This is a genomic window from Paenibacillus sp. A3M_27_13 (genome assembly GCF_024213315.1).
Classification (GTDB): domain Bacteria; phylum Bacillota; class Bacilli; order Paenibacillales; family Paenibacillaceae; genus Paenibacillus; species Paenibacillus polymyxa_B.
In genome coordinates, this window is record NZ_JANAVE010000001.1 from 949,084 (window position 1) to 969,204 (window position 20,121).

At 45.6% G+C, this 20,121-nt stretch carries 21 protein-coding genes; 1 reads left to right on the forward strand and 20 read right to left on the reverse strand.

Annotated features, from left to right (window positions below; translation table 11 throughout):
• Positions 1-14: 14 nt before the first annotated feature.
• From dnaG to NLX82_RS04230, 7 genes are all read right to left on the reverse strand, one after another.
• Positions 15-1,889: a DNA primase gene (gene dnaG, locus NLX82_RS04200; protein WP_025722118.1), complete on the reverse strand. Its 1,875-nt coding sequence runs from the start codon at positions 1,887-1,889 to the stop codon at positions 15-17.
• On the reverse strand, positions 1,882-2,358 hold the full coding sequence (locus tag NLX82_RS04205) for a YaiI/YqxD family protein (protein WP_013311130.1): 477 nt from the start codon (positions 2,356-2,358) through the stop codon (positions 1,882-1,884). Before NLX82_RS04205 ends, dnaG begins: the two co-directional genes overlap by 8 nt.
• 121 nt (positions 2,359-2,479) lie before the next feature.
• Positions 2,480-4,555 (reverse strand): glycine--tRNA ligase subunit beta, encoded by a 2,076-nt coding sequence (gene glyS, locus NLX82_RS04210; RefSeq protein ID WP_071558468.1) that lies wholly within the window; start codon positions 4,553-4,555, stop codon positions 2,480-2,482.
• Positions 4,548-5,435 (reverse strand): glycine--tRNA ligase subunit alpha, encoded by an 888-nt coding sequence (gene glyQ, locus NLX82_RS04215; protein ID WP_023989480.1) that lies wholly within the window; start codon positions 5,433-5,435, stop codon positions 4,548-4,550. Before glyQ ends, glyS begins: the two co-directional genes overlap by 8 nt.
• Positions 5,436-5,552: 117 nt before the next feature.
• On the reverse strand, positions 5,553-5,699 hold the full coding sequence (locus NLX82_RS04220; protein ID WP_155613687.1) for a hypothetical protein: 147 nt from the start codon (positions 5,697-5,699) through the stop codon (positions 5,553-5,555).
• A 136-nt stretch (positions 5,700-5,835) separates the two neighbouring features.
• On the reverse strand, positions 5,836-6,588 hold the full coding sequence (gene recO / locus NLX82_RS04225) for a DNA repair protein RecO (RefSeq protein WP_023989481.1): 753 nt from the start codon (positions 6,586-6,588) through the stop codon (positions 5,836-5,838).
• A 42-nt stretch (positions 6,589-6,630) separates the two neighbouring features.
• Complete coding sequence (locus tag NLX82_RS04230) at positions 6,631-6,768, reverse strand: YqzL family protein (protein WP_013372137.1); 138 nt, start codon at positions 6,766-6,768, stop codon at positions 6,631-6,633.
• A gap of 75 nt (positions 6,769-6,843) precedes the next feature.
• On the opposite strand from NLX82_RS04230, the gene NLX82_RS04235 reads away from it, so the two are divergent.
• Positions 6,844-6,990 (forward strand): hypothetical protein, encoded by a 147-nt coding sequence (locus tag NLX82_RS04235; protein WP_023989483.1) that lies wholly within the window; start codon positions 6,844-6,846, stop codon positions 6,988-6,990.
• A gap of 174 nt (positions 6,991-7,164) precedes the next feature.
• On the opposite strand, the gene era is transcribed toward NLX82_RS04235, so the two are convergent.
• The 13 genes from era to rpsU all read right to left on the reverse strand — a co-directional run bounded on the left by era (position 7,165) and on the right by rpsU (position 20,005).
• Positions 7,165-8,067, reverse strand: coding sequence for a GTPase Era (gene era / locus NLX82_RS04240; protein ID WP_013311134.1), 903 nt, complete (start codon positions 8,065-8,067; stop codon positions 7,165-7,167).
• A 49-nt stretch (positions 8,068-8,116) separates the two neighbouring features.
• Positions 8,117-8,491 carry a diacylglycerol kinase family protein gene (locus NLX82_RS04245; RefSeq protein ID WP_023989484.1) on the reverse strand — a complete coding sequence of 125 codons (375 nt, stop codon included), beginning with the start codon at positions 8,489-8,491 and terminating at the stop codon, positions 8,117-8,119.
• Positions 8,491-8,988 (reverse strand): rRNA maturation RNase YbeY, encoded by a 498-nt coding sequence (gene ybeY / locus NLX82_RS04250; RefSeq protein WP_023989485.1) that lies wholly within the window; start codon positions 8,986-8,988, stop codon positions 8,491-8,493. The genes NLX82_RS04245 and ybeY overlap by 1 nt, the downstream gene beginning before the upstream one ends.
• Positions 8,989-9,043: 55 nt before the next feature.
• The gene (locus NLX82_RS04255) at positions 9,044-11,290 is read right to left on the reverse strand and encodes an HD family phosphohydrolase (RefSeq protein ID WP_028540460.1); all 2,247 of its coding nucleotides are present in this window, start codon (positions 11,288-11,290) and stop codon (positions 9,044-9,046) included.
• 95 nt (positions 11,291-11,385) lie between these two features.
• Positions 11,386-12,357, reverse strand: coding sequence for a PhoH family protein (locus tag NLX82_RS04260; protein ID WP_013311138.1), 972 nt, complete (start codon positions 12,355-12,357; stop codon positions 11,386-11,388).
• Between the two features lie 6 nt (positions 12,358-12,363).
• Entirely contained in the window at positions 12,364-13,557 is a 1,194-nt protein-coding gene (gene yqfD / locus NLX82_RS04265; RefSeq protein WP_028540459.1) for a sporulation protein YqfD, read from the reverse strand.
• Entirely contained in the window at positions 13,554-13,847 is a 294-nt protein-coding gene (gene yqfC, locus NLX82_RS04270; protein ID WP_023989488.1) for a sporulation protein YqfC, read from the reverse strand. The genes yqfD and yqfC overlap by 4 nt, the downstream gene beginning before the upstream one ends.
• Before the next feature lie 379 nt (positions 13,848-14,226).
• Positions 14,227-15,636 (reverse strand): branched-chain amino acid transporter BcaP, encoded by a 1,410-nt coding sequence (gene bcaP / locus NLX82_RS04275; RefSeq protein ID WP_028540458.1) that lies wholly within the window; start codon positions 15,634-15,636, stop codon positions 14,227-14,229.
• A 419-nt stretch (positions 15,637-16,055) separates the two neighbouring features.
• The gene (locus tag NLX82_RS04280; protein ID WP_028540457.1) at positions 16,056-16,634 is read right to left on the reverse strand and encodes a hypothetical protein; all 579 of its coding nucleotides are present in this window, start codon (positions 16,632-16,634) and stop codon (positions 16,056-16,058) included.
• Between the two features lie 44 nt (positions 16,635-16,678).
• A complete protein-coding gene (gene floA, locus NLX82_RS04285; protein ID WP_043922497.1) occupies positions 16,679-17,686 on the reverse strand; it encodes a flotillin-like protein FloA in 1,008 nt (335 codons plus the stop codon).
• Positions 17,687-17,723: 37 nt separating this feature from the next.
• Positions 17,724-19,091: an NfeD family protein gene (locus NLX82_RS04290; RefSeq protein WP_071558467.1), complete on the reverse strand. Its 1,368-nt coding sequence runs from the start codon at positions 19,089-19,091 to the stop codon at positions 17,724-17,726.
• Positions 19,092-19,371: 280 nt separating this feature from the next.
• The gene (locus tag NLX82_RS04295; protein WP_013311146.1) at positions 19,372-19,815 is read right to left on the reverse strand and encodes a GatB/YqeY domain-containing protein; all 444 of its coding nucleotides are present in this window, start codon (positions 19,813-19,815) and stop codon (positions 19,372-19,374) included.
• Between the two features lie 16 nt (positions 19,816-19,831).
• Positions 19,832-20,005, reverse strand: coding sequence for a 30S ribosomal protein S21 (rpsU, locus tag NLX82_RS04300; RefSeq protein ID WP_005547957.1), 174 nt, complete (start codon positions 20,003-20,005; stop codon positions 19,832-19,834).
• Positions 20,006-20,121 lie beyond the last annotated feature (116 nt).

The window sequence follows — 20,121 nt, forward strand, 5'->3', positions numbered from 1 at the left end:
CGACCTCTGTGTGTTCATTGTCTCTCTAGGGCTATAATCTCACTTGCAATTTGTGCTGCGCGCAAAAAGTCACCCAAGCGCTCAGCGGCTCTCATTTCTTCCCTTTTCAAATCCAGTTGCTCCTGCAATGGAAATTTTCGCACCTGATGAATATAATCATCCAAAATGTGCGGTGCCCATACGCCTGGAGCATCCATCATCATGATCGAACTTACGTTCTTCTCCAGCCGGTCGTCTTGCAAAGATGAAATAAAACGGCTTGTATCTGGTAACTTCCCTTGCGCGTAATAGGCATATAGATAAGCAGCAATTGCTGCATGATCCTCAATATTAAAGGCGTCGCCCAGATGCTTTTCTACATACTCTGCAGCTTCTAAATCCTGCATCATCCAGTGAAGCAGCCTGCGCTCAGCCACATGGTAAGCCGGCAACAGATTAGGTGTGGAGACCTGCCCTTTTTTATGCCTACCATTATTCCACCCATTTTCGTTATTATCCCCAAAGTTCTGTTTTTTTTGCAGGGATTGACGCAGTAAATTGCATTCTTGCTTCAAGGTTTCAAAATCCACCTTGACTTCGGCTGATACTTCGCGCAGATACACTTCCCGCTCAGTCGGGGATGACAGAGGTGCAATGACATTTAATGCTTCGCGGGAATACGCGATTCTTCCTTCTTCCTCTTGCAGTATATGGTTTTTTTTCAGATATATAAGCTTAAATTTCACCGTTGAAACAGCACTTTCAATAATTTGACGCTGGAATCGTTCGCCGCCGTATTGCCGGATAAAATCATCCGGGTCCATACCGTCACTGACCAGCGCTACTTTCACGTGAAGTCCCGCATTTTCCAACAGCGGAAAATTTTTAAGCGCAGCAGCTTGTCCTGCCCGGTCACCATCATAACAAATAATGACCTCATCGCACAGTCCTTTTAACATCGTAGCATGGTGCTCCGTTAGAGCAGTGCCCATGGCGGCCACCCCATTTTGTACGCCCGCTTCCCATGCCGAGATGACATCACCGTAGCCTTCAAAAAGAACACTCTGGCGGAGCTTGCGAATTGAGGTTTTAGCATGATGAAGATTGTACAGCGTTCGGCTCTTGTTGAATAGCTTGGTCTCCGGTGAATTCAAATACTTCGGCTGTCCCTCACCAAGTATACGGCCTGCAAAGGCAATAACTTTTCCGTTGCGATTCCAAATGGGAAACATGATACGATCTCTGAACCGATCCACATATCCATCACCCTCATGCCGGGGAGAAATAAGCCCTCCCTTTTCCATCTCCACGGGATCAAAAGAACGCTTCTCCAGAAACTGAACGATCGTATCCCATCGGTTGGGTGCATAGCCAATTTGAAATTGATCAATGATCTTGTCACTGAATCCCCGTGAACGCAAGTACTCCATCGCTGGTTTGCCGTGCTCCGTATTTTTAAGCAAAAAATGGTACATCTTAGAAGTTAACTCATACGCTTGCAACAGCCTGTCCAACTCAGGATGCTGATGCGATGAATCACGTCCCTGCCATTCGCCGAGCGGGATATGACTTTCTTCTGCCATTGTCCTGACAGCTTCGGGAAAGGATAGTCCTTCGATTTCCATCATAAACTTGATGGCATTGCCTCCCGCGCCGCAGCCGTAGCAGTAAAAAATCTGACGATCCGGTGTCACGGTGAATGAAGGGGTTTTTTCGGAATGAAAAGGACAGAGGCCTTTCATATACTTCCCCTGCTTGGTCAAATGCACGTACTTGCTTACCGTATCTACAATATCATGATGTTGTAAAACCGACTCAATGATATCGTCCGGTATGTTACCTTGTCCGGCACTCATATTAACCACCTTCATCTCTTTAGCACGTAAATATAATTCGATACCGTTACTCATTCTCCTGCAAGCGAAGTAAAAGTTTTGTCAGTTTATGTTGAAAAACTTCACGATCCTCTAATGTAAACGGTTTAGGACCTTTTCCATAACGTCCTTTTTTCCGTTCTTTGGCAGAAGTATGACGTCGGTCAAGCATGAAATCTATCGAATCGTTTCGATACATAGCTCCGCGAAAAGACATCACTTCACAACCTTTTGCCAAGGCAAGTGCAGCAAGACCATAATCATTGGTGGTTACAATATCGCCGCGGCGGATATGATTGGCAATATAGAGATCGGCACTTTGGTCGCTTCGGTCTACTTTAACGATGCTTACGCCTTTGCTGCCCTGAATGAGATGATCATATGAAGATACCATAATAACCTCAATATGAAAACGGGAAGCTATCTCCGCAATTTCACTTTTAACAGGACAAGCGTCCCCGTCAACAACGATCCGCACATCCAGTAAAGTTCCGGTTCCCTCCATGAGCATCCCCCATCTCCATCCGCATTCGAGTAAAATACGGAACGGCTGCAAGATTACTCTTACACCGTTCCGTATATTTATACCCATTTTTTCAAGTTGTTCATACTACCACAACTGACGTTTAAACTACAAGCTTGGAAAAATCGGCAAAACGCTTCAGTTCTGAGTCAATAGCAGCCAGCAATGCCAAACGATTATTACGAACAGCATCATCCTCAGCCATAACCATAACGGAATCAAAGAATGCCGTCACCGCAGGGGTAATGGATGAAGCAAGCGCTAACGCCCGTGTCGCATCACCTTCCTGTAAAGCTACGCTATAAGATTCATAAGCGCTATACCATGCTTCGTAAAGCGTTTTTTCGCCTTGCTCCGTAAACTCACCCGTATTAACTGACTTATGAACTGCTTTAGCAGCCAGATTACCTACACGATTAAAGGACTCAACTGTTGCTTTGAATACCTCACCTGTTTGAACGGCAGTCATTAACGCAGTTCCGCGGTTAACAACGGAAGCGACGTCGTCATATCCAGCTGCAAGCACTGCATCCACAACGTCATAACGAAGTGTCTCAGACAATAGTTTCTTCACGCGTAATCCGAAAAACTCATGTAATTCTTTACGTATTTCATCCGCGGAACGTTTCATATTTCCAAGGTTGCCGTGCACATCGAGCGCGATATTGAACACATCAGACAACGTAGCCGAAAGCTTGCGATCCAACAATATCTGCACAATACCTGCTGCCTGGCGACGAAGCGCGTAAGGGTCCTGTGAACCTGTTGGAATAATACCGATGGAGAAGCAGCCTGTAATGGTATCTATCTTGTCTGCGATACTTACAATCGCTCCAGCATTCGTTGAAGGAACTGTTTCTCCTGCAAAACGCGGCTGGTAATGCTCAAACACCGCTCTTGCCACTTCTTCCTTCTCTCCAGCCTTACGAGCATAATCCTCACCCATCACACCTTGCAGTTCCGGGAACTCATATACCATTTGTGTTACCAGGTCAAATTTACAAATATCCGCTGCACGACTAACCGATTCCTGTGTATCTGGGGAAACGCGAAGCTTCTCTGCCAGAGCATCAGCAATACGGCGAATCCGGCGCACTTTGTCTCCAACCGTTCCCAGCTCTTCGTGGAAAACGATACTTTCCAATTTGGAGAGTGCATCCTTAATTTCCAGCTTCTGATCTTCTTCATAAAAGAATTTGGCATCAGACAGCCGCGCACGCAATACTTTTTCATTCCCTTTAGCAATGACTTCCAGCGATTGACTTCCTCCGTTACGTACCGTAACAAAGTATGGCAATAGCTCTCCTGTGTGATCCAGCACTGGGAAATAGCGTTGATGTTCGCGCATGGAAGTAATGAGTACATCCTTCGGAATGTTCAGGAACGCAGGATCAAAACCTCCGAACAGTACTGTTGGGGTTTCCACCAAATACAGCACTTCTTCCAGCAAATCATCCTTGACCGCAATCGTCCAATCTTTTTCGGCAGCCAGCGCTTCAATCTGCTTTACAATAAGCGATTGACGTTCCTCAATGTCCACAATGACATGCTGCTTGCGAAGCACTTCAACATAGTCAGCTGGACTTTCTACTACGGCATCCTGTCCCAGGAAACGATGCCCTCTTGTCACATTTCCTGACTGCACGCCGGCAATCTCCAAATTAACAATATCGCTACCAAACAAGGCAATCAACCAGCGGATCGGACGAACAAATTTAAAGTCATAACTTGCCCAGCGCATGAATTTAGGGAATGTCATGGCATGTAAAATGTGCAATAAACCTTCGGACAGTACATCCGCTGTTGGTACACCTATGCTGCTCTTAGTTGCGTAAATATATTCCACGCCTCCAAGCTCCTTGAACGTGAACTGTTCAGGATCAACACCTTGGCTGCGAGCAAAGCCTAGTGCAGCCTTGCTCCAGTTACCAGCCTCGTCGAGTGCGATTTTGCGGGAAGGACCTTTAACTTCTTCGTTAATATCTTCTTGCTTCTCCGCTACTTCCTTGACAAGTACCGCCAAACGGCGAGGTGTAGCATAAACCTCTACAGCACCATAAGCAATACGCGAACTGTCAAGCCACGCCGTCATACGCTGCTTCAACTGCTGAATTGCATTCGGGATAAAACGTGCAGGGACTTCTTCCAACCCGATCTCAAACAATAAATCCTTAGACATTTGCCGCACCTCCTTTCTTCAACAGCGGGAAGCCCAGCTTCTCGCGCTCCTCCAGATAGGTCGCAGCCACCTGACGCGCCAAATTACGCACTCGTATAATAAACCCAGTCCGTTCCGTCACACTGATCGCTCCGCGAGCGTCCAGCAAGTTGAACGCATGAGAACATTTCAGCACATAATCATAGGCTGGAAATACAAGATGCTGCGCCATCGCTTTATTTGCCTCTTCTTCGTACATATTAAAAAGAGTAAAGAGCATTTTGACGTCAGATACTTCGAACGTATACTTGGAATGCTCAAATTCAGGCTGGTGGAAGACATCACCGTACGTAATTCCATTGACCCACTCCAAATCGAACACATTCTCCTTGTCCTGGATGTAGGAAGCAAGACGCTCCATACCGTACGTGATTTCTACAGCAACCGGACTGGCATCAATACCGCCCACTTGCTGGAAATACGTGAATTGAGTAATTTCCATACCGTCCAGCCATACTTCCCAACCTAAGCCCCACGCTCCCAGCGTTGGTGCTTCCCAGTTGTCTTCAACGAAACGAATATCATGCTCCAAAGGGTTAATGCCCAAACGGCTCAAACTCTCCAAATACAATTCCTGAATGTTATCCGGTGAAGGCTTCAAAACTACTTGAAACTGATGATGCTGATACAGGCGATTCGGGTTCTCACCATAACGTCCGTCTGACGGACGACGAGAAGGCTCAACATAAGCTACGTTCCACGGCTCAGGTCCGATCGAACGTAAATACGTCATCGGGTTCATCGTGCCTGCCCCTTTTTCCGTGTCATACGGCTGTACAATAATACAGTTGTGTTCAGCCCAAAATTGTTGCAGCGTTAAAATCATCTGCTGAAAATTCATTGGTACACGCTCCCTTTCCAATTCCCTCAAATGTTGGTGATTTCTTCTCATAAGCTCGTATGTACAGGACTATTTTATCCCAAAAGCCTTGCTAGAGACAGCAAAAAGCCCCCGCCTCTACGCCTGTACAGACGTAGGGACGAGAGCTGACTCCCGCGGTTCCACCCTACTTGATTGCGATCCTACATCACCAATCAGATCGTAATCCTCTTTTCCGTGTCCATTCAGACGCTCCCGAGTGCCTTGTTCACGAAGAATTCCCACTGGGCTTACACCGTCCCCAACTCGCTAATTACAGAGAATACATCCCGCTACTTTCTCGTTCAATGCATCTGCTCCCGAAGGAGATATAGTAGGATATTACACGTTTTCAGCAATACAGTCAAGAGAATAGGGCGTTTCACATATCGTACTTGTCGAGCTGATCCAAGAAATTGCGGGATTTCAGCTTGACCTCCAACTGCATATCCATGAACTGACGCATGACATGTTTGATCTCCAGCTTTGTGGAGTCCTTTACGTCAATGTTGCCGAGCCGATTCAAATCCATTCTGGCGAACAAGCGCAGCAACTTCAATGTACGTGGAGTCACGCTCAATGCAGCTGGATCATAATGCTTGTAGCTCCGACACAAAACTCCGCCCAGCCTCGGACTGACAAACATATCTTCATCAGCACATTGTTGACCACTTGAAATACATGCATCAAGCTGAGGAGCATATCCGGCCGCCTGCAATATTTTAAATTCATAAATACTCATGACGATCAGCGGATCTTTGCCACTCTCCAGCGCCTCCAAACATGCTTTAAGCTGCTTAAACCAGAACGCGCCTGTTTCCTCATCCTGTAACACCCGATCGAGTAATTCACAAGCATAAGAAGCGTAAGCAGCTTTAGTAATATCCTCGCGTAATGTATGGTGGGATTGGATGATTTCACCGGCATTCAACGTGCCTAAGCCTGTGTTTCGAAAAAAAACGAATTCACCGTACGTAAACGGCTGCGTTAAAGCAGCGTGACGGCTTTTGGACTTTTTTGCACCTCTGACCAGCACGCCTGCTTTGCCTCCGCTTTCGGTGCAAAGCGTAATAATTTTGTTCCCCTCACCGTAATCCATGCTGCGGATGACGATTCCTTCCACCCTGTAAAGCATGCCTCTTCCCCCAAACATTCGCGAAGAAGCCAGTGGCTTGTACTATTCACGGGCTTCTTCATGCTCGTCCGACTCTCCCTCATCCGTGTCTTGCTCCCTTGTCACGGCGCTCTCCCGATATAACAGATACGCACCGACATCTCCAGTCATCGCAAAATACTTCCACGAAAAATCTCGCAATCGTATTCATCCTTTCTTCGGAAATGACGTTTGCATCTCAAAAATAGGATGATGCGAAGAGGGGAGAAGTATGCGATGAAATTAATGGATTACGTTGAAAAAGGCTACTGTATGAGGGTTATAACACCGCTCCGCTACAATGTGCACACAGTTACAATAACTCTTTTAAAAGCACTCCTTATTTCATCACTGGAAGAAAGGGGTAAAAAGAGCAAGAGTTAAGCGCCGCATATGCGCGGCGCTTTGAATGACCAAAAAACTGTTACTTATCTCAGTCATAGAGATCGGGACGGCCTTTTTATGATGCTTACAACAACTATACATATTTATTTAATATCAATTTTTTTAGCCTCAATAAACCCTTGAACTAAAGTGACGTAGAATCAAGTTCTGTTTTTAAGCGTCGCGATGGAAGCCAAGGTCACGAAGGACGCGTTCCTGGTTGCGCCAGTCTTTTTTGACCTTAACCCAAAGTTCCAGGAAAATCTTGGAGCCTAGCAGGTTTTGGATATCCTGGCGGGCCTGTTTGCCCACTTCTTTGAGCATGGCTCCCTGTTTGCCGATAATGATCCCCTTCTGGGAGTCACGCTCTACAAAAATAACAGCCATAATATGCACTACCCCATTATCCTGCACTTTCATGTCTTCAATCATAACCGCAATAGAATGGGGGACTTCCTCACGTGTCATATGCAGAATTTTTTCCCGAACCAGTTCGGAGATGACAAACTGTTCTGGATGGTCGGTAATTTGATCATCCGGATAATATTGCGGACCTTCTGGCAAGTATTTTTGCACCTGCTCCAGCAGGGTGTTTACATTGTTGCCCATTTTGGCCGAGATCGGTATGATTTCTGCAAAGTCGTACAACTTGCGATACTGCTCAATCAGGGGCAACAACGCTTCCGGCTCAATGCGATCAATTTTATTCAGCACCAAGATAACTGGCGTTTTTACTTGTTTAAGCTGTTCCGCAATAAAACGGTCGCCACCGCCTAGACCCTCAGCAGCGTCAATAAGAAAAAGTACCGCTTCTACTTCACCCAACGTATTAAAAGCAGTCTGATTCATGTAATCCCCTAATTTTGACTGGCGCTTATGAATCCCGGGTGTATCCAAAAATACAATTTGTGTGTCCTCTGTAGTAAATACGCCGTGAATTTTGTTGCGTGTAGTTTGTGGCTTGTCTGACATAATGGCGATCTTCTGCCCAATGACGTGGTTCATCAGTGTTGATTTTCCGACATTGGGTCTGCCAACAATTGCGACAAAGCCTGATTTAAAGTGTTTCTTAGCCATTTCATTTCCTCCAGCGCGATTAAGCACCTATTTTATTTTGGTTTTTCCATTAAAACAGCGAACTAATTAACGTTAACATAGGCCTATAAAACACAAATATACCAATAATTACAGCAAAAACCGCTGCCAGGAGCACGGCTCCGGCGGCGGTGTCTTTAGCCGCTTTGGCCAGCGGATGAATATCAGGTGAGATGAGATCCACCGCTGCTTCAACAGCGGTGTTGAACAGTTCGGCTACAATGACTATAGCGATAGCCACGCAGACGAATAACCAGTCGAGCCGGGAGATGTGCAGAGTTAAGCCTGCTACAATGACAAAGAGCGCCATGGCCACATGTATCCGCATATTTACTTGCGTACGCAGAGCGTACATCACGCCTTCTGCCGCATAGCGAAAGGTCATTCTCCAAGGCTGACGTCTCATTACCTTGTCAACCCCGCTTGAGCCAGTACAGCTTCCTGTTTGCCCATCATTTCAGCTTCACTCACATCATCCTGATGATCATAGCCTAACAGATGCAGAAAGCCGTGAACAAACAAAAAACCGATTTCACGCTCAATCGAATGTCCGTATTCTTCGCTCTGAGCTTGCGCTGTCTGTACAGAGATTATAATATCCCCCAGAACATCCGGTACATCATTCATTGAAGTTTCTTCATTCGGTTCGTAAATAATTTCAAGCTCTTCATCCAGTGTCTCCTTCATAGCAAAAGACAACACGTCGGTGGGACGATCAATTCCCCGATAGTCCCTGTTCAACTCATGAATTTGCTCATCATTAACGAAGGTAAGGGCTACCTCACCGTCTGTGACTCCTTCCACTTTGCCTGCCTCCTCCAATAAGGTGTTCAGCAACGTAATCAAGGATTCGTTAATTACCATATCGTTTTGTTCATTATTCCAAGCTAATTGAAGGCCCATGCCAACCGCTCCTTTTAATTCTAGTGCTCTAACCGTGCTTCGTGCACAAGTTATATTAAGCTTTTCCGTTTTCAGACTTGGGCCTTTCCTCTGGATACTCAATACGGGAATGGAAAATCCCCATTACTGTTTCCTTGAGGGTTTGAGCCACGATATCAAGCTCCCGCATGGTCAGCTCACAGTCGTTAAATTGGTGATCATCAAGACGGCTCTTAATAATTTTCTCAATCATGGATTCTACCTGTTCCACCGTCGGCTTCCGTAAGGAACGAACTGCTGCCTCCACACTATCAGCAATTCCCACCACAGCAGACTCTTTAGACTGAGCCTTCGGTCCCGGATAACGGAAATCATCCTCCGTGAAGTCAGGCTCTACCCCTCGCTCTTCAGCCTCACGCAACGCCTTGTGATAAAAATAGTGTAAGAATGTCGTTCCGTGGTGCTGCTCGGCAATATCGCGAATTGGCTTGGGTAGCTTGTAATCCAATTGCATTTCCACCCCGTCACGAGCATGGGCGATAATGATGGATTTGCTCAGCTTGGGCTCTATTGTATCATGTGGATTTTCCAACCCATTTTGATTTTCAATGAAGTACGAAGGCCTCTTGGTTTTACCAATATCATGATAATACGAACCAACCCGGCACAACAAGCCGTTTGCTCCTATAGCCTCCGCTGCGGCCTCTGACAGATTGCCCACCATTACACTATGATGATACGTTCCCGGTGTCTCCGTAAGCAGCTTGCGGAGCAAGGGATGGTTGGGATTCGACAGCTCAACAAGCTTCAGTGCCGACAAGATACCAAAGGTAGACTCAAAAAATGGCATTAGCCCAATAACAAGTATTGCTGTTATCAGACCGCCTGCAAAAGCAAAAGCTACCCCATAGAGCGTCGTCGTTTGAGTCCAATTCCCTTGGTCAATCAGTGCCAGAGAAAAAACAGACAGGGCCCCGAACAGGCATACCATGATCGCCCCTTTGAACAGTGTTGAACGCTGGCTGGCTCGATGGGTAGAGAAAATCGCCGCCAGACAGACCACAAGAGCAAAAAACCCAAAATTAAAGTCAAAAATTTGTCCCTGACGGACATTCAAAATAACACTAGCCAATATACTGAATATAACGGCACATACGAAAGCCAGCGACATATCAAGCAACAGCGTTACAAGCATAGCTCCAAGCGCGATAGGCGCCAGATAGCCGAGATAGGAACGTTCACTGTTCTGCAGTATGGAAATTAACATCATTGCCCCCACTGTAATCACAAAGATTAATACTAGCATGAGCAACTGCGCATTATTATACTTGAAGTTTCGTGTTCGTGATTGGAATTGACGAATATACATAAACAGGCCCAACGCAAGCATCATAGACAGCATCAGTAGGCCAAATTGTGGCCAATAATTGATTTTATCCTTGAGCAATTCATTTTCATCAAGCAGTGTGTAGATTTCCTGGGTAATAATCTCACCCTTCTTGACGAGTACTTCACCCTGTTTAATGTAAACTGTCGGTGTATCTTCACGAGCCTGTACCTTGGCGTCCTTCGTAGCTGTATCATCATAAAACTTGTTGGCGGTAATCACAAGCCTTGCAAGTTCCTGAACAACCTCCCGTGAAGTACGCTTAGTAAGCGAGCTTGTACTAACCCGCTCCGCTACCTTCGCTCGGGCTGTCTGGGCATCCGTAATTTGATCATTCATCAACCCTGTCACAATCTCACGGGCAACAGGCCGCATTTCAGCAATATCCTCAGATGTAAGGCGCGGAATTTTAATGAATGTCTCCTCTGGAATTCGGTACGTTTGCTCTTTCGTTTTTTCCAGCACTTCATCCAGCAACTTATCTGGGTAGGCATCCGCATTACGGCTGTTATTCACAAAATTTTGCACAAATTCCCGTGCACGTTGCGGAATCTCATCCTTATAAATCGAAATCTTATCTGCTCTGGAAACCTGATCATCCTGATTGAGCCGTTCAATTCGATCCAAAATACCAGTAATCAGGTTATCGTTGCGAACTGGCACAATGGTATACATGGGCTGCACACGTTCAGCTGATTCCTCTTGAGCCTTCAAAGTCGCCTTACTGTTAGGAAGCTGCATCGGGGCGACAATTTCCTTTTCACTCGGTTGATTTACCCGAATGTCATAACGCTCGGGAAGCAGCTTGGACGCAAAGCCTACATAAAAAAGAACCACCAAAAATAAAAACAGAAGATAGCGTGTCGCCACGCTATACTTCCATCCATTCATTCTATGCTGGAACGTTTTCCCTTTAGATAATTCCTTCGAGGTCATCTAAAACAATCCCTCTCCATCATCTTTTTCAAGGCAGCTACACTGCTCATTTTATACTTTTTCTGATCGTACACACCATACTCGTGATTGAATGGCTATCCATGATTTTCGGCAATACGGTCATAAGCAACAATGATTTTTTGAACTAGGGAATGACGGACAACATCCTCTTCTGCAAACTGGACAAAGCCTATTTCTTCAATCCCTTGTAAAATCGCATTCGCTTCAATCAGACCGGATTTTTTGCCACGAGGCAAATCAATTTGCGTAACATCGCCGGTAATGACCATTTTGGAGCCGAAACCAAGTCGAGTCAAAAACATTTTCATTTGCTCGGGTGTGGTGTTTTGCGCTTCGTCCAAAATAATAAATGAATCATCCAGCGTACGTCCCCGCATATAAGCCAAAGGAGCAATTTCTATTAACCCGCGCTCCAGTGCCTTTGCAGTCTGCTCTGGGCCCATCACATCGTATAGGGCATCATACAATGGGCGTAAATACGGATCAACCTTTTCCTGCAAATCCCCTGGTAAAAAACCTAAATTCTCCCCTGCTTCGACCGCAGGACGAGTCAGTACAATGCGCTTGACTGAACCTTCCTTCAGGGCAGCTACAGCCAGCACTACAGCCAGATAGGTTTTACCCGTACCCGCCGGGCCAATTCCAAATACAATATCGCGTTTCTTAATCGTGGTTACATAGTGCTTTTGTCCAATCGTTTTGACGCGAATCGGTTTCCCCCGGAACGTCGTCGTAATTTCACCCTTGAACAAATCGAGCAGCTGATCAGCACGCAAATCTTTTGCCAATTCAATCGCATAATGGACGTCCCTTTCGGTCAGTATATACCCATTGCGAATTAACTGGAGTAATACATCGAACAATTGTTCGAGCACTTCCACCTCGTGAGCATTACCAAAAACATTAACTTCTGCCTCACGAGATGCTATTTTTGCTGGAATAGCGGCTTCGATTAATTTTAAAAAGGAATCCTGCGGGCCAAATAACGCCTGTCCTTCTCCCGCATTGTTCAATGCAATTTGTATGCTGCGTTGTTGTTCTGCCAAATAGCCTCATTCTCCTTGGTTATGAACTAACGGAAGTTCTTCCGCAATATCCTGCTCCACTTCAAAAAGCACTTTCATATAAACTTTACCATTCTCTCTCTTCTCATGCAAAATTTTTTGGCTCATTATTTTCGTTCCTTTGCCGTATTTAGCTAAAATATCAGCTCGCGCGCCTTCTATTCCTGACATTTTCGCTTCTGCTTCCGTAAGCTTCTGCTCTTGTATCTTTGTCTCCCTCACACTTTCAGTCATCCAACCCATCGGAAGTTTGAAGGAACGCCAAGTTAGCGGATCATGTTCAACTGTTGTTTTATGTGTAGAATAAGGTATTTTCCCATATCCCCACAATTGTATCGCACGATTGCCTAACACCAGATACAAGCGGTCGTGACTGTTACCTGTATACGTGCTGCTGCGTTGCACCGTAGGACTGCTAATTTCGTATTCATGCCATACAAGACCCTTAACCTCTCCTTTGGCTACGACCTGCTGCTGATTCTCCTCATCTCCAAGCGTTCCCGAGATGAGGATGGCTCCTTTTTTGACACGTGTATTTTTATGCACGACAGGACGACCCTGCTCGGCAAAAATCTCAGTGACTACCGCGTCTGCCTTACTGATGATATGACGTGGGCTGTAGAGCGGCGCAGGGGTAGGCTGTGAAGCTTCAACAACCTGAATCGTTACCAAAGTACCCTGCTTTTCCACACCGATCCAGGATGCCTCTGGAAGCTTCTGCATGAGCGCACGGGAAAGCTTGTCTTGACTGGAAAGACGAAAGCTCCATTGAAACGGATACAGCCCCTCCTGTCGGGCGGCTTTGAGAACGGAGTCCGTCGAGAGCTTATCATTCCCCTTCACTTCAATGTCCCAGATAAGCGAAGACATCAGCAGGAGACCTATCCAGAACAAAGCCAATCCAGCCATAAAAAATTTACGTTTGGCAAGCCGTATAACAGTAAAGGGAAGCCCTTGCCGCTTCAGAACATGCATTTTACAGCCTGTCCTTCTCAAAAGCGGGCGTAGGAGGAAGACGTGCGGCAGCAGAAGGTTCATTTCTGCATGTCTAGTACCCATCGGCCGCACGTTCCAAACAGGTATATGGTGATCGGTGAGTAAATTAATGAAAGCTTCCACACTTTCGCCCTTGACAGCAAGGGTAACCGTGCCACGCAGCATTGCTAAAGCAGGATGTTTCACGAGCCTTCCTCCGTTCCTTCCATTTGGATATCTGTTATATGTCCCTCCACACTTACCTGCTCTGGCAGAATAGACGTAATGACTAAATCATGGCCGGACACCCTCAGCCTGCCTTTCTCAAGTGCAAGTACGAGCTGATTCGGTGTGAAATCCACCACGCCCCGGTGATTCTCCACATAAAGCTGGCGGCTGCCGATGAGGGTTAACCGCGGCAGGTCAAATAGAATGTCCTGCGGAAGCTCCAGCGTCTCGCTGGCCCACTTTCGCAGTTTGCGGCTCATCCGGCTCATACGGCGAAATCTCCTTTCCTGTCATCAAAACATCTGTTATCCAACGGCTAATGTTGTTTTGATGACAGCACGCTGCTATTTTTTCATCTTCTGTTATTGCCATTCGGTACCCATAGATGTTTCATGGCAGCTACGCTGCTGGCTTTTCATCTTATATTCTTATTATCAGTGAACGCCATTACACCAGCGCCACAGATATCTGTACTGTACATTTTATGATCCAGTCCCCGCATTTATGAGGCTAAACTTACAATTCGCAGCAGCTGCTATATTGCAGAGGAAAAAGATGTGTCCTTTCAAAATTTACAACAAAAAAGACAGCCTCATTTTCATATCGAAAACAAGGTTGTCTTTTTTTTATTTTCATCAGATGACACAGTTATTTTTCGGTATTTCGATTCAAAAGAGAGTTTTTTCTAGAGTATAAGAAGTAAACAGCCATACCAATGACAAGCCAAATAATAAAGCGAATAAATGTCTGGCCATTCAGATTAAGAATGAGCACCCCACATGAAACGATAGCCAGGATCGGAATATACGGAACTCCAGGACATCGGAAGGCCCTGGGCAAATCAGGTTGTGTTTTTCTCATAACGATGACGGCGACCGAAATCAGAATAAATGCTGACAAGGTTCCAATGTTCACCAAACTAGCTAACTCATCCAGCGGGATCAGCCCACCCATTAATGCAGATAAAGTACCAAAAAACAACGTGTTAATGTAGGGAGTTTTATATTTGGAATGAACCTTGGATAATATTTTAGGGACTAAACCGTCACGTGACATGGCAAACATAATACGAGTTTGACCATAGAGCATAACCAGCATGACCGTTGTCATCCCTAAGATGGCTCCTATATCTACAATACCTGCAACCCAGTTCTGGCCCGCAACCTGCAATACCAATGACACTGGGTGAGAGATACCTTCAAATTGCATAAACGGCACAATACCTGTCATAATCGCGCTAACAATAACATACAAAAACGTACAAATAACGAGTGAGAAAATAATGCCTCGCGGTAGATCACGAGCGGGATTTTTGGTTTCTTCAGCCGCTGATGAAACAGCATCAAAACCAATAAAAGCAAAAAACACAAGTGCTGCGGCTCCAAACACCCCACTGAACCCAAACGGCATAAATGGTGTCCAATTATCTGGCTTCACATATTTAAAAGCAACGATGATAAATAATAAAATAACAATAATCTTTACAATTACCATGAAGTTGTTTATCCGTTTTGATTCTTTTATCCCAAAATAAAGCAAGAACGTGATACCCATCAAAATTAAAAAAGCTGGGAGATTAAAATAAGTAGTTTGGTCTTTTAAAGTCCCCGGTGCGGCAGTGAATTCAAGCGGAATGTGAAGGCCAATTCCATTCAAAAATGATACAAAGTAACCCGACCAACCTGCGGAAACGGCGCTGGCTGCCAGCATGTATTCCAAAATTAAATCCCATCCAATAATAAAGGCCAATAGCTCCCCCATCGTAGCATATGTAAAAGTGTAAACAGAACCGGATACTGGAACGGTGGATGCAAACTCCGCATAAGCCAATGCCGCGAATAAACAGGCGAGTCCCGCAATCACAAAAGAAAGTACCAAGCCTGGACCAGCCGTAACTGCTCCCGTACCTGTCAACACAAATATCCCCGTTCCGATAATGGCTCCAATCCCAAGCATCGTTAAATCAAACGCACCCAGTTCCCTTTTGAGTGCTTTTTCCCCCCGCGTAGCGGCAATCAACTGATCAATGCTCTTCTTTCTGAACAAGCTATTTCCCATCTATCCCATCCTCCTAGAAATTAATTTTCCATTTTTATAATCTTGTTTTATCACCTCGATATAAATCAAATTTTAGCTAAATTTGGAGTAAATTTCATAAGTATCTATCATTGAGAACATTATATATAAAAAAGAAAAAATGAAAACTGCTTTTGGAAAGCTCCATTCATATTGTTACATTTGATCATTTTTCACGAATATATTTTCATAAACGAGACCCTAAATTAGACAAAATGCCACCATTTTAGATGACAACAAATGTGAGAAACCTAGGGCGCACAAGGGATTATCACATTCGTTGTCAGGTAATTAGAGCATTTGTCGTTAATTCATTTTTTATTCTGAGCATGCTTATGTATTCCTAAAGCTCACAAAAAAAGATCCGCCACAGCCAAAGCCGTGACGGATCCACTATCATTTTAACGTCTTCCTCCACCCATATAGCGCTTGGAACGCGGAGGACCTAATATTTCTGCCCAAATCACACCTCTACGCAGATCAGCCGTATCCACCGTATTACGGTCTTGCGAAGCTATCTCTGGCGCATCTGTAATTTCCCCTGACTCCCTCGCGTTGGATATACGATCGAGACGGGCTAAAACCAATCTGCGTTCTTCTTCCATAGCACGGATCCGATCCTCTAGAGTCGAACCGTTATCTAATGAATCCCGGTCCATCCGTTCTTCCGTTTCTGACCGATCGCCCACTTCTTCTATACGACGAGCTTCCATAACCACCCGTCGTTCATTAGGAAATTGACGTTGCAACTCCCCAGTAACATCCTGTTGGCGCTGCTCTTGTCCATGTTCCGTTGTGAAGGGTCTGGATGACGTCGAGGGCCCACGAGAACCATGATCACCACCAAAGGTGGGCATACCTTTTCGTGGCGGAGATTTCCGCCCTGTGCCTTGGATGCTTTTCCCCAAAAAGGACACCAAAGCAAAGCCAATCACGATCAGGATATACAAATGCTCAAAGATCCAGCTGATAAAGTTCATTACTCACCACCTAGCTGCCGTAATTCATCGGCTATGTCCCGTTATTAATCCCGGTTCTTGTTATCATTCCCCGAGTTCTCATTCGGTTTGCCTAAGGAGCCACGCATTTGCGTATCCGCCTCAATATTTTTCAAATTCATATAGTCCATGACGCCAAGTTTCCCGCCACGCAGTGCTTCAGCCATTGCCAGCGGCACTTCGGATTCGGATTCCACCACGCGTGCTCTCATTTCTACGACACGTGCCTTCATTTCCTGTTCCTGCGCTACAGCCATCGCACGCCGCTCTTCTGCTTTTGCCTGCGCAATACGTTTGTCGGCTTCCGCCTGCTCTGTTTGCAGAAAAGCACCGATGTTTTTACCTACATCAACGTCCGCAATATCAATGGACAGGATTTCAAATGCTGTCCCAGCATCCAAACCTTTGGACAATACAGTTCTCGAAATTGAATCCGGATTCTCCAGCACGTCCTTATGCGAATTACTGGAACCTACGGTTGTAACGATACCTTCACCGACCCGTGCAATAATCGTTTCTTCTCCGGCACCCCCGACGAGTCGATCAATGTTGGCACGCACGGTAACACGAGCTTTAACCTTCACTTCGATACCATCCTTGGCGACCGCTGCAACAGTAGGTGTCTCAATAACACGCGGATTAACGCTCATTTGGACCGCTTGCAGAACATCCCGTCCTGCCAGGTCAATCGCAGCCGCACGTTCAAATTCAAGCGGAATGTTAGCACGCTGGGCAGCAATCAACGCATTGATCACTCGGTCTACATTCCCTCCTGCGAGAAAATGGCTTTCCAGCTGGTTGATGTTCAATCCCAGACCCGCCTTGGTTGCCTTAATGAGCGGATTGACAATTCGGCTTGGCGTGACGCGCCGTAACCGCATAGCTACCAGCGTAATGATGCCAATACGCACACCCGATGCCAATGCTGAAATCCACAGCATCACCGGGAAGAAACTGAAAAATACGCTCAATACAATAATCACTACAACGGCAATCAGCAAAACGCTGACAATACCCGATTCGAACACTCGCATCATCCTCCATTAATCTAATTCTTTGTTATTTACTTGTTTAGACGCTAGTGTCAGCCTTGACCACAATTCGCCCACCTTCTACTTTGGATACTATAATCGGCATATCTGTAGCAATAAACTCGCCGTTCGTTACAACATCGACTCGCTCATCAGCAATCAGCACCGTTCCGGCTGGACGAAGTGGTGTCAGACTGACACCCCGTTGACCTAATAGCATTTCCCGGTTCACAACTGAAGAAAAGCCTTGTTCAGCCGTTAAACTTTCTTTAAGTATAAAACGGTTCCATATCCCTCGGTCCTTGAATACAACTGCGATAATCGCCACAACAGCAACCGCAGCTGCAAAGGCAATGCCCAAAGATATAAACGCATGCTGCATGTTGTATGCTGCCCGAACAACTCCGGCGACAAGGCTGACTGAACCCAAAATGCCCAAAATACCAAAGCTTGGGATGAACATTTCAAGTATAAGCAGAGCCAGACCGATAATAAACAACAACCACGTCTCCGAACCTGCAAAACCAGCGATATAATTGCCGAAAAAATACAAACCAAATCCGAGTATGCCCAAAATTCCCGGTACACCAAAACCGGGTACGAGCAGCTCAATAACGACACCCGCGATACCGATAAATAAAAGTAACGTCTGCACAATTGGGTTGGTCAATATCTCGGCTGCTTTTTCAGCCCATGTTCGCTCCACATGAATTACATCATCCGTGCTGTAACCCATCCACTGGATAACTTCTTGTTCGGAAGACGCGATGTGATCCGCATAACCCAACTTCAGCGCTTCCTCACTGGTTAAAGAAATGATCTGACCATTTTCCTTATTAAAGTTCATCTCTGGAATAGATACGGTCGTTTTGGAGTCAACCATACCTCTGGCAATATCCGGATTACGTCCGCCAGCTTCTGCGGCAGATGCCATGCTACTCTTCCACCAAGCTACCGTTTTTGGATCTGTGATAGCCTGCCCCCTACCGTCTACTAACGCTGCTGCTCCGATAATACTCCCCGGTTTCATAACAATCTTGTTTGCGCTCAACGCAATATAGCTACCCGCTGAGGCCGCTTCGCCCCTTATATAGGCTACGGTCGGAATTGGACTGTCTTTAATCAGTTTACCCAGCTTCTCCGCTGTATCTACCCGTCCACCGGGAGTGTTAATATCCAGTAAAATCAGACCTGCTTTGGAATCTGCTGCTTCTGCAAATCCACGTTCCATAAATTTGCCTAGACCTTGCTCAATTTCCTGATCAACTGGTATAACAAACACAGCTCCACCTTTAGTTTGGGCCGCCGCTGATTCAGAATGAACTAAGGGTAACAGCAAAACGGATACCATAATCCACAACGTTAAAAAGATCAATTTGCGACTGGAGTGGTGATGTTCTCTATGCATTTCTCTCCCCCCTTTCGACCTTTCTATGTTACAGCATACCAAACTTTGTTAGACAAACTATACAGTTTTCAGGATTTAATGTGAAATTATTGGGTATATTGCTAATCCTGACGGCTGTCAGATACTTTACGCACCCAACGGACATCACGTTTCATACAATTAACGATAGCGCTTACATATAAGAATCTTCTCACCATTACATTCTATGGTAGGCATCGCATATATAGAAATAACACCCTCTGTAAACAGAGGGTGTTGTGTTTTCCTGTTTGTCGCAGGTTTATTGCAGAAATTGCTGAACCGCTTGGTTCACGAGCTTACCGTCAGCGCGGCCTTTTACCTTAGGCATCAAGGCCGTCATTACTTTCCCCATCTCGGCTTTCGAAGAAGCACCGGTTTCCTGGATGGTCTGCTGTACAATAACTTTAATTTCTTCCTCAGAAAGTTGTTCGGGAAGGTACTGAGCGATGATCTCTATTTCTGCTTTAGTGCTTGTCGCAAGTTCATCACGACCGGCTTTTTCAAATTCATGGAGGGCATCTTTTCGCTGTTTGATCTCACGACTCAGAATATCAAGCACTTCGTTGTCGTCCAAATCCCGTTTCAAATCTATTTCAAGATTTTTAATCGTAGAACGAACCATTCGAATGGTGGAGAGTTTGAACTTGTCCTTACTCTTCATTGCTTGCTTCATATCTTCGTTCAATCGTTCGCTCAAATTCATGATTGCTTAGATCCTCCTAGAACTTTCTCTTACGAGCAGCCTCGGACTTTTTCTTGCGCTTTACGCTTGGCTTTTCATAATGCTTGCGTTTCTTCACCTCAGCCAATACGCCATCCTTAGCAATGGAGCGTTTAAAGCGACGAAGTGCAGCATCAATTGTCTCGTTTTTGCGAACTTTAGTTTCAGACACCAGTTTTCCCTCCCTCCGACCAGACCGTCCAAGAGCAATAACACGGTTCATCAAATTTTATTATAGGTGAAACGGAAACCAGGTGTCAACCTATAAGAAAAAATGAATACATAAAG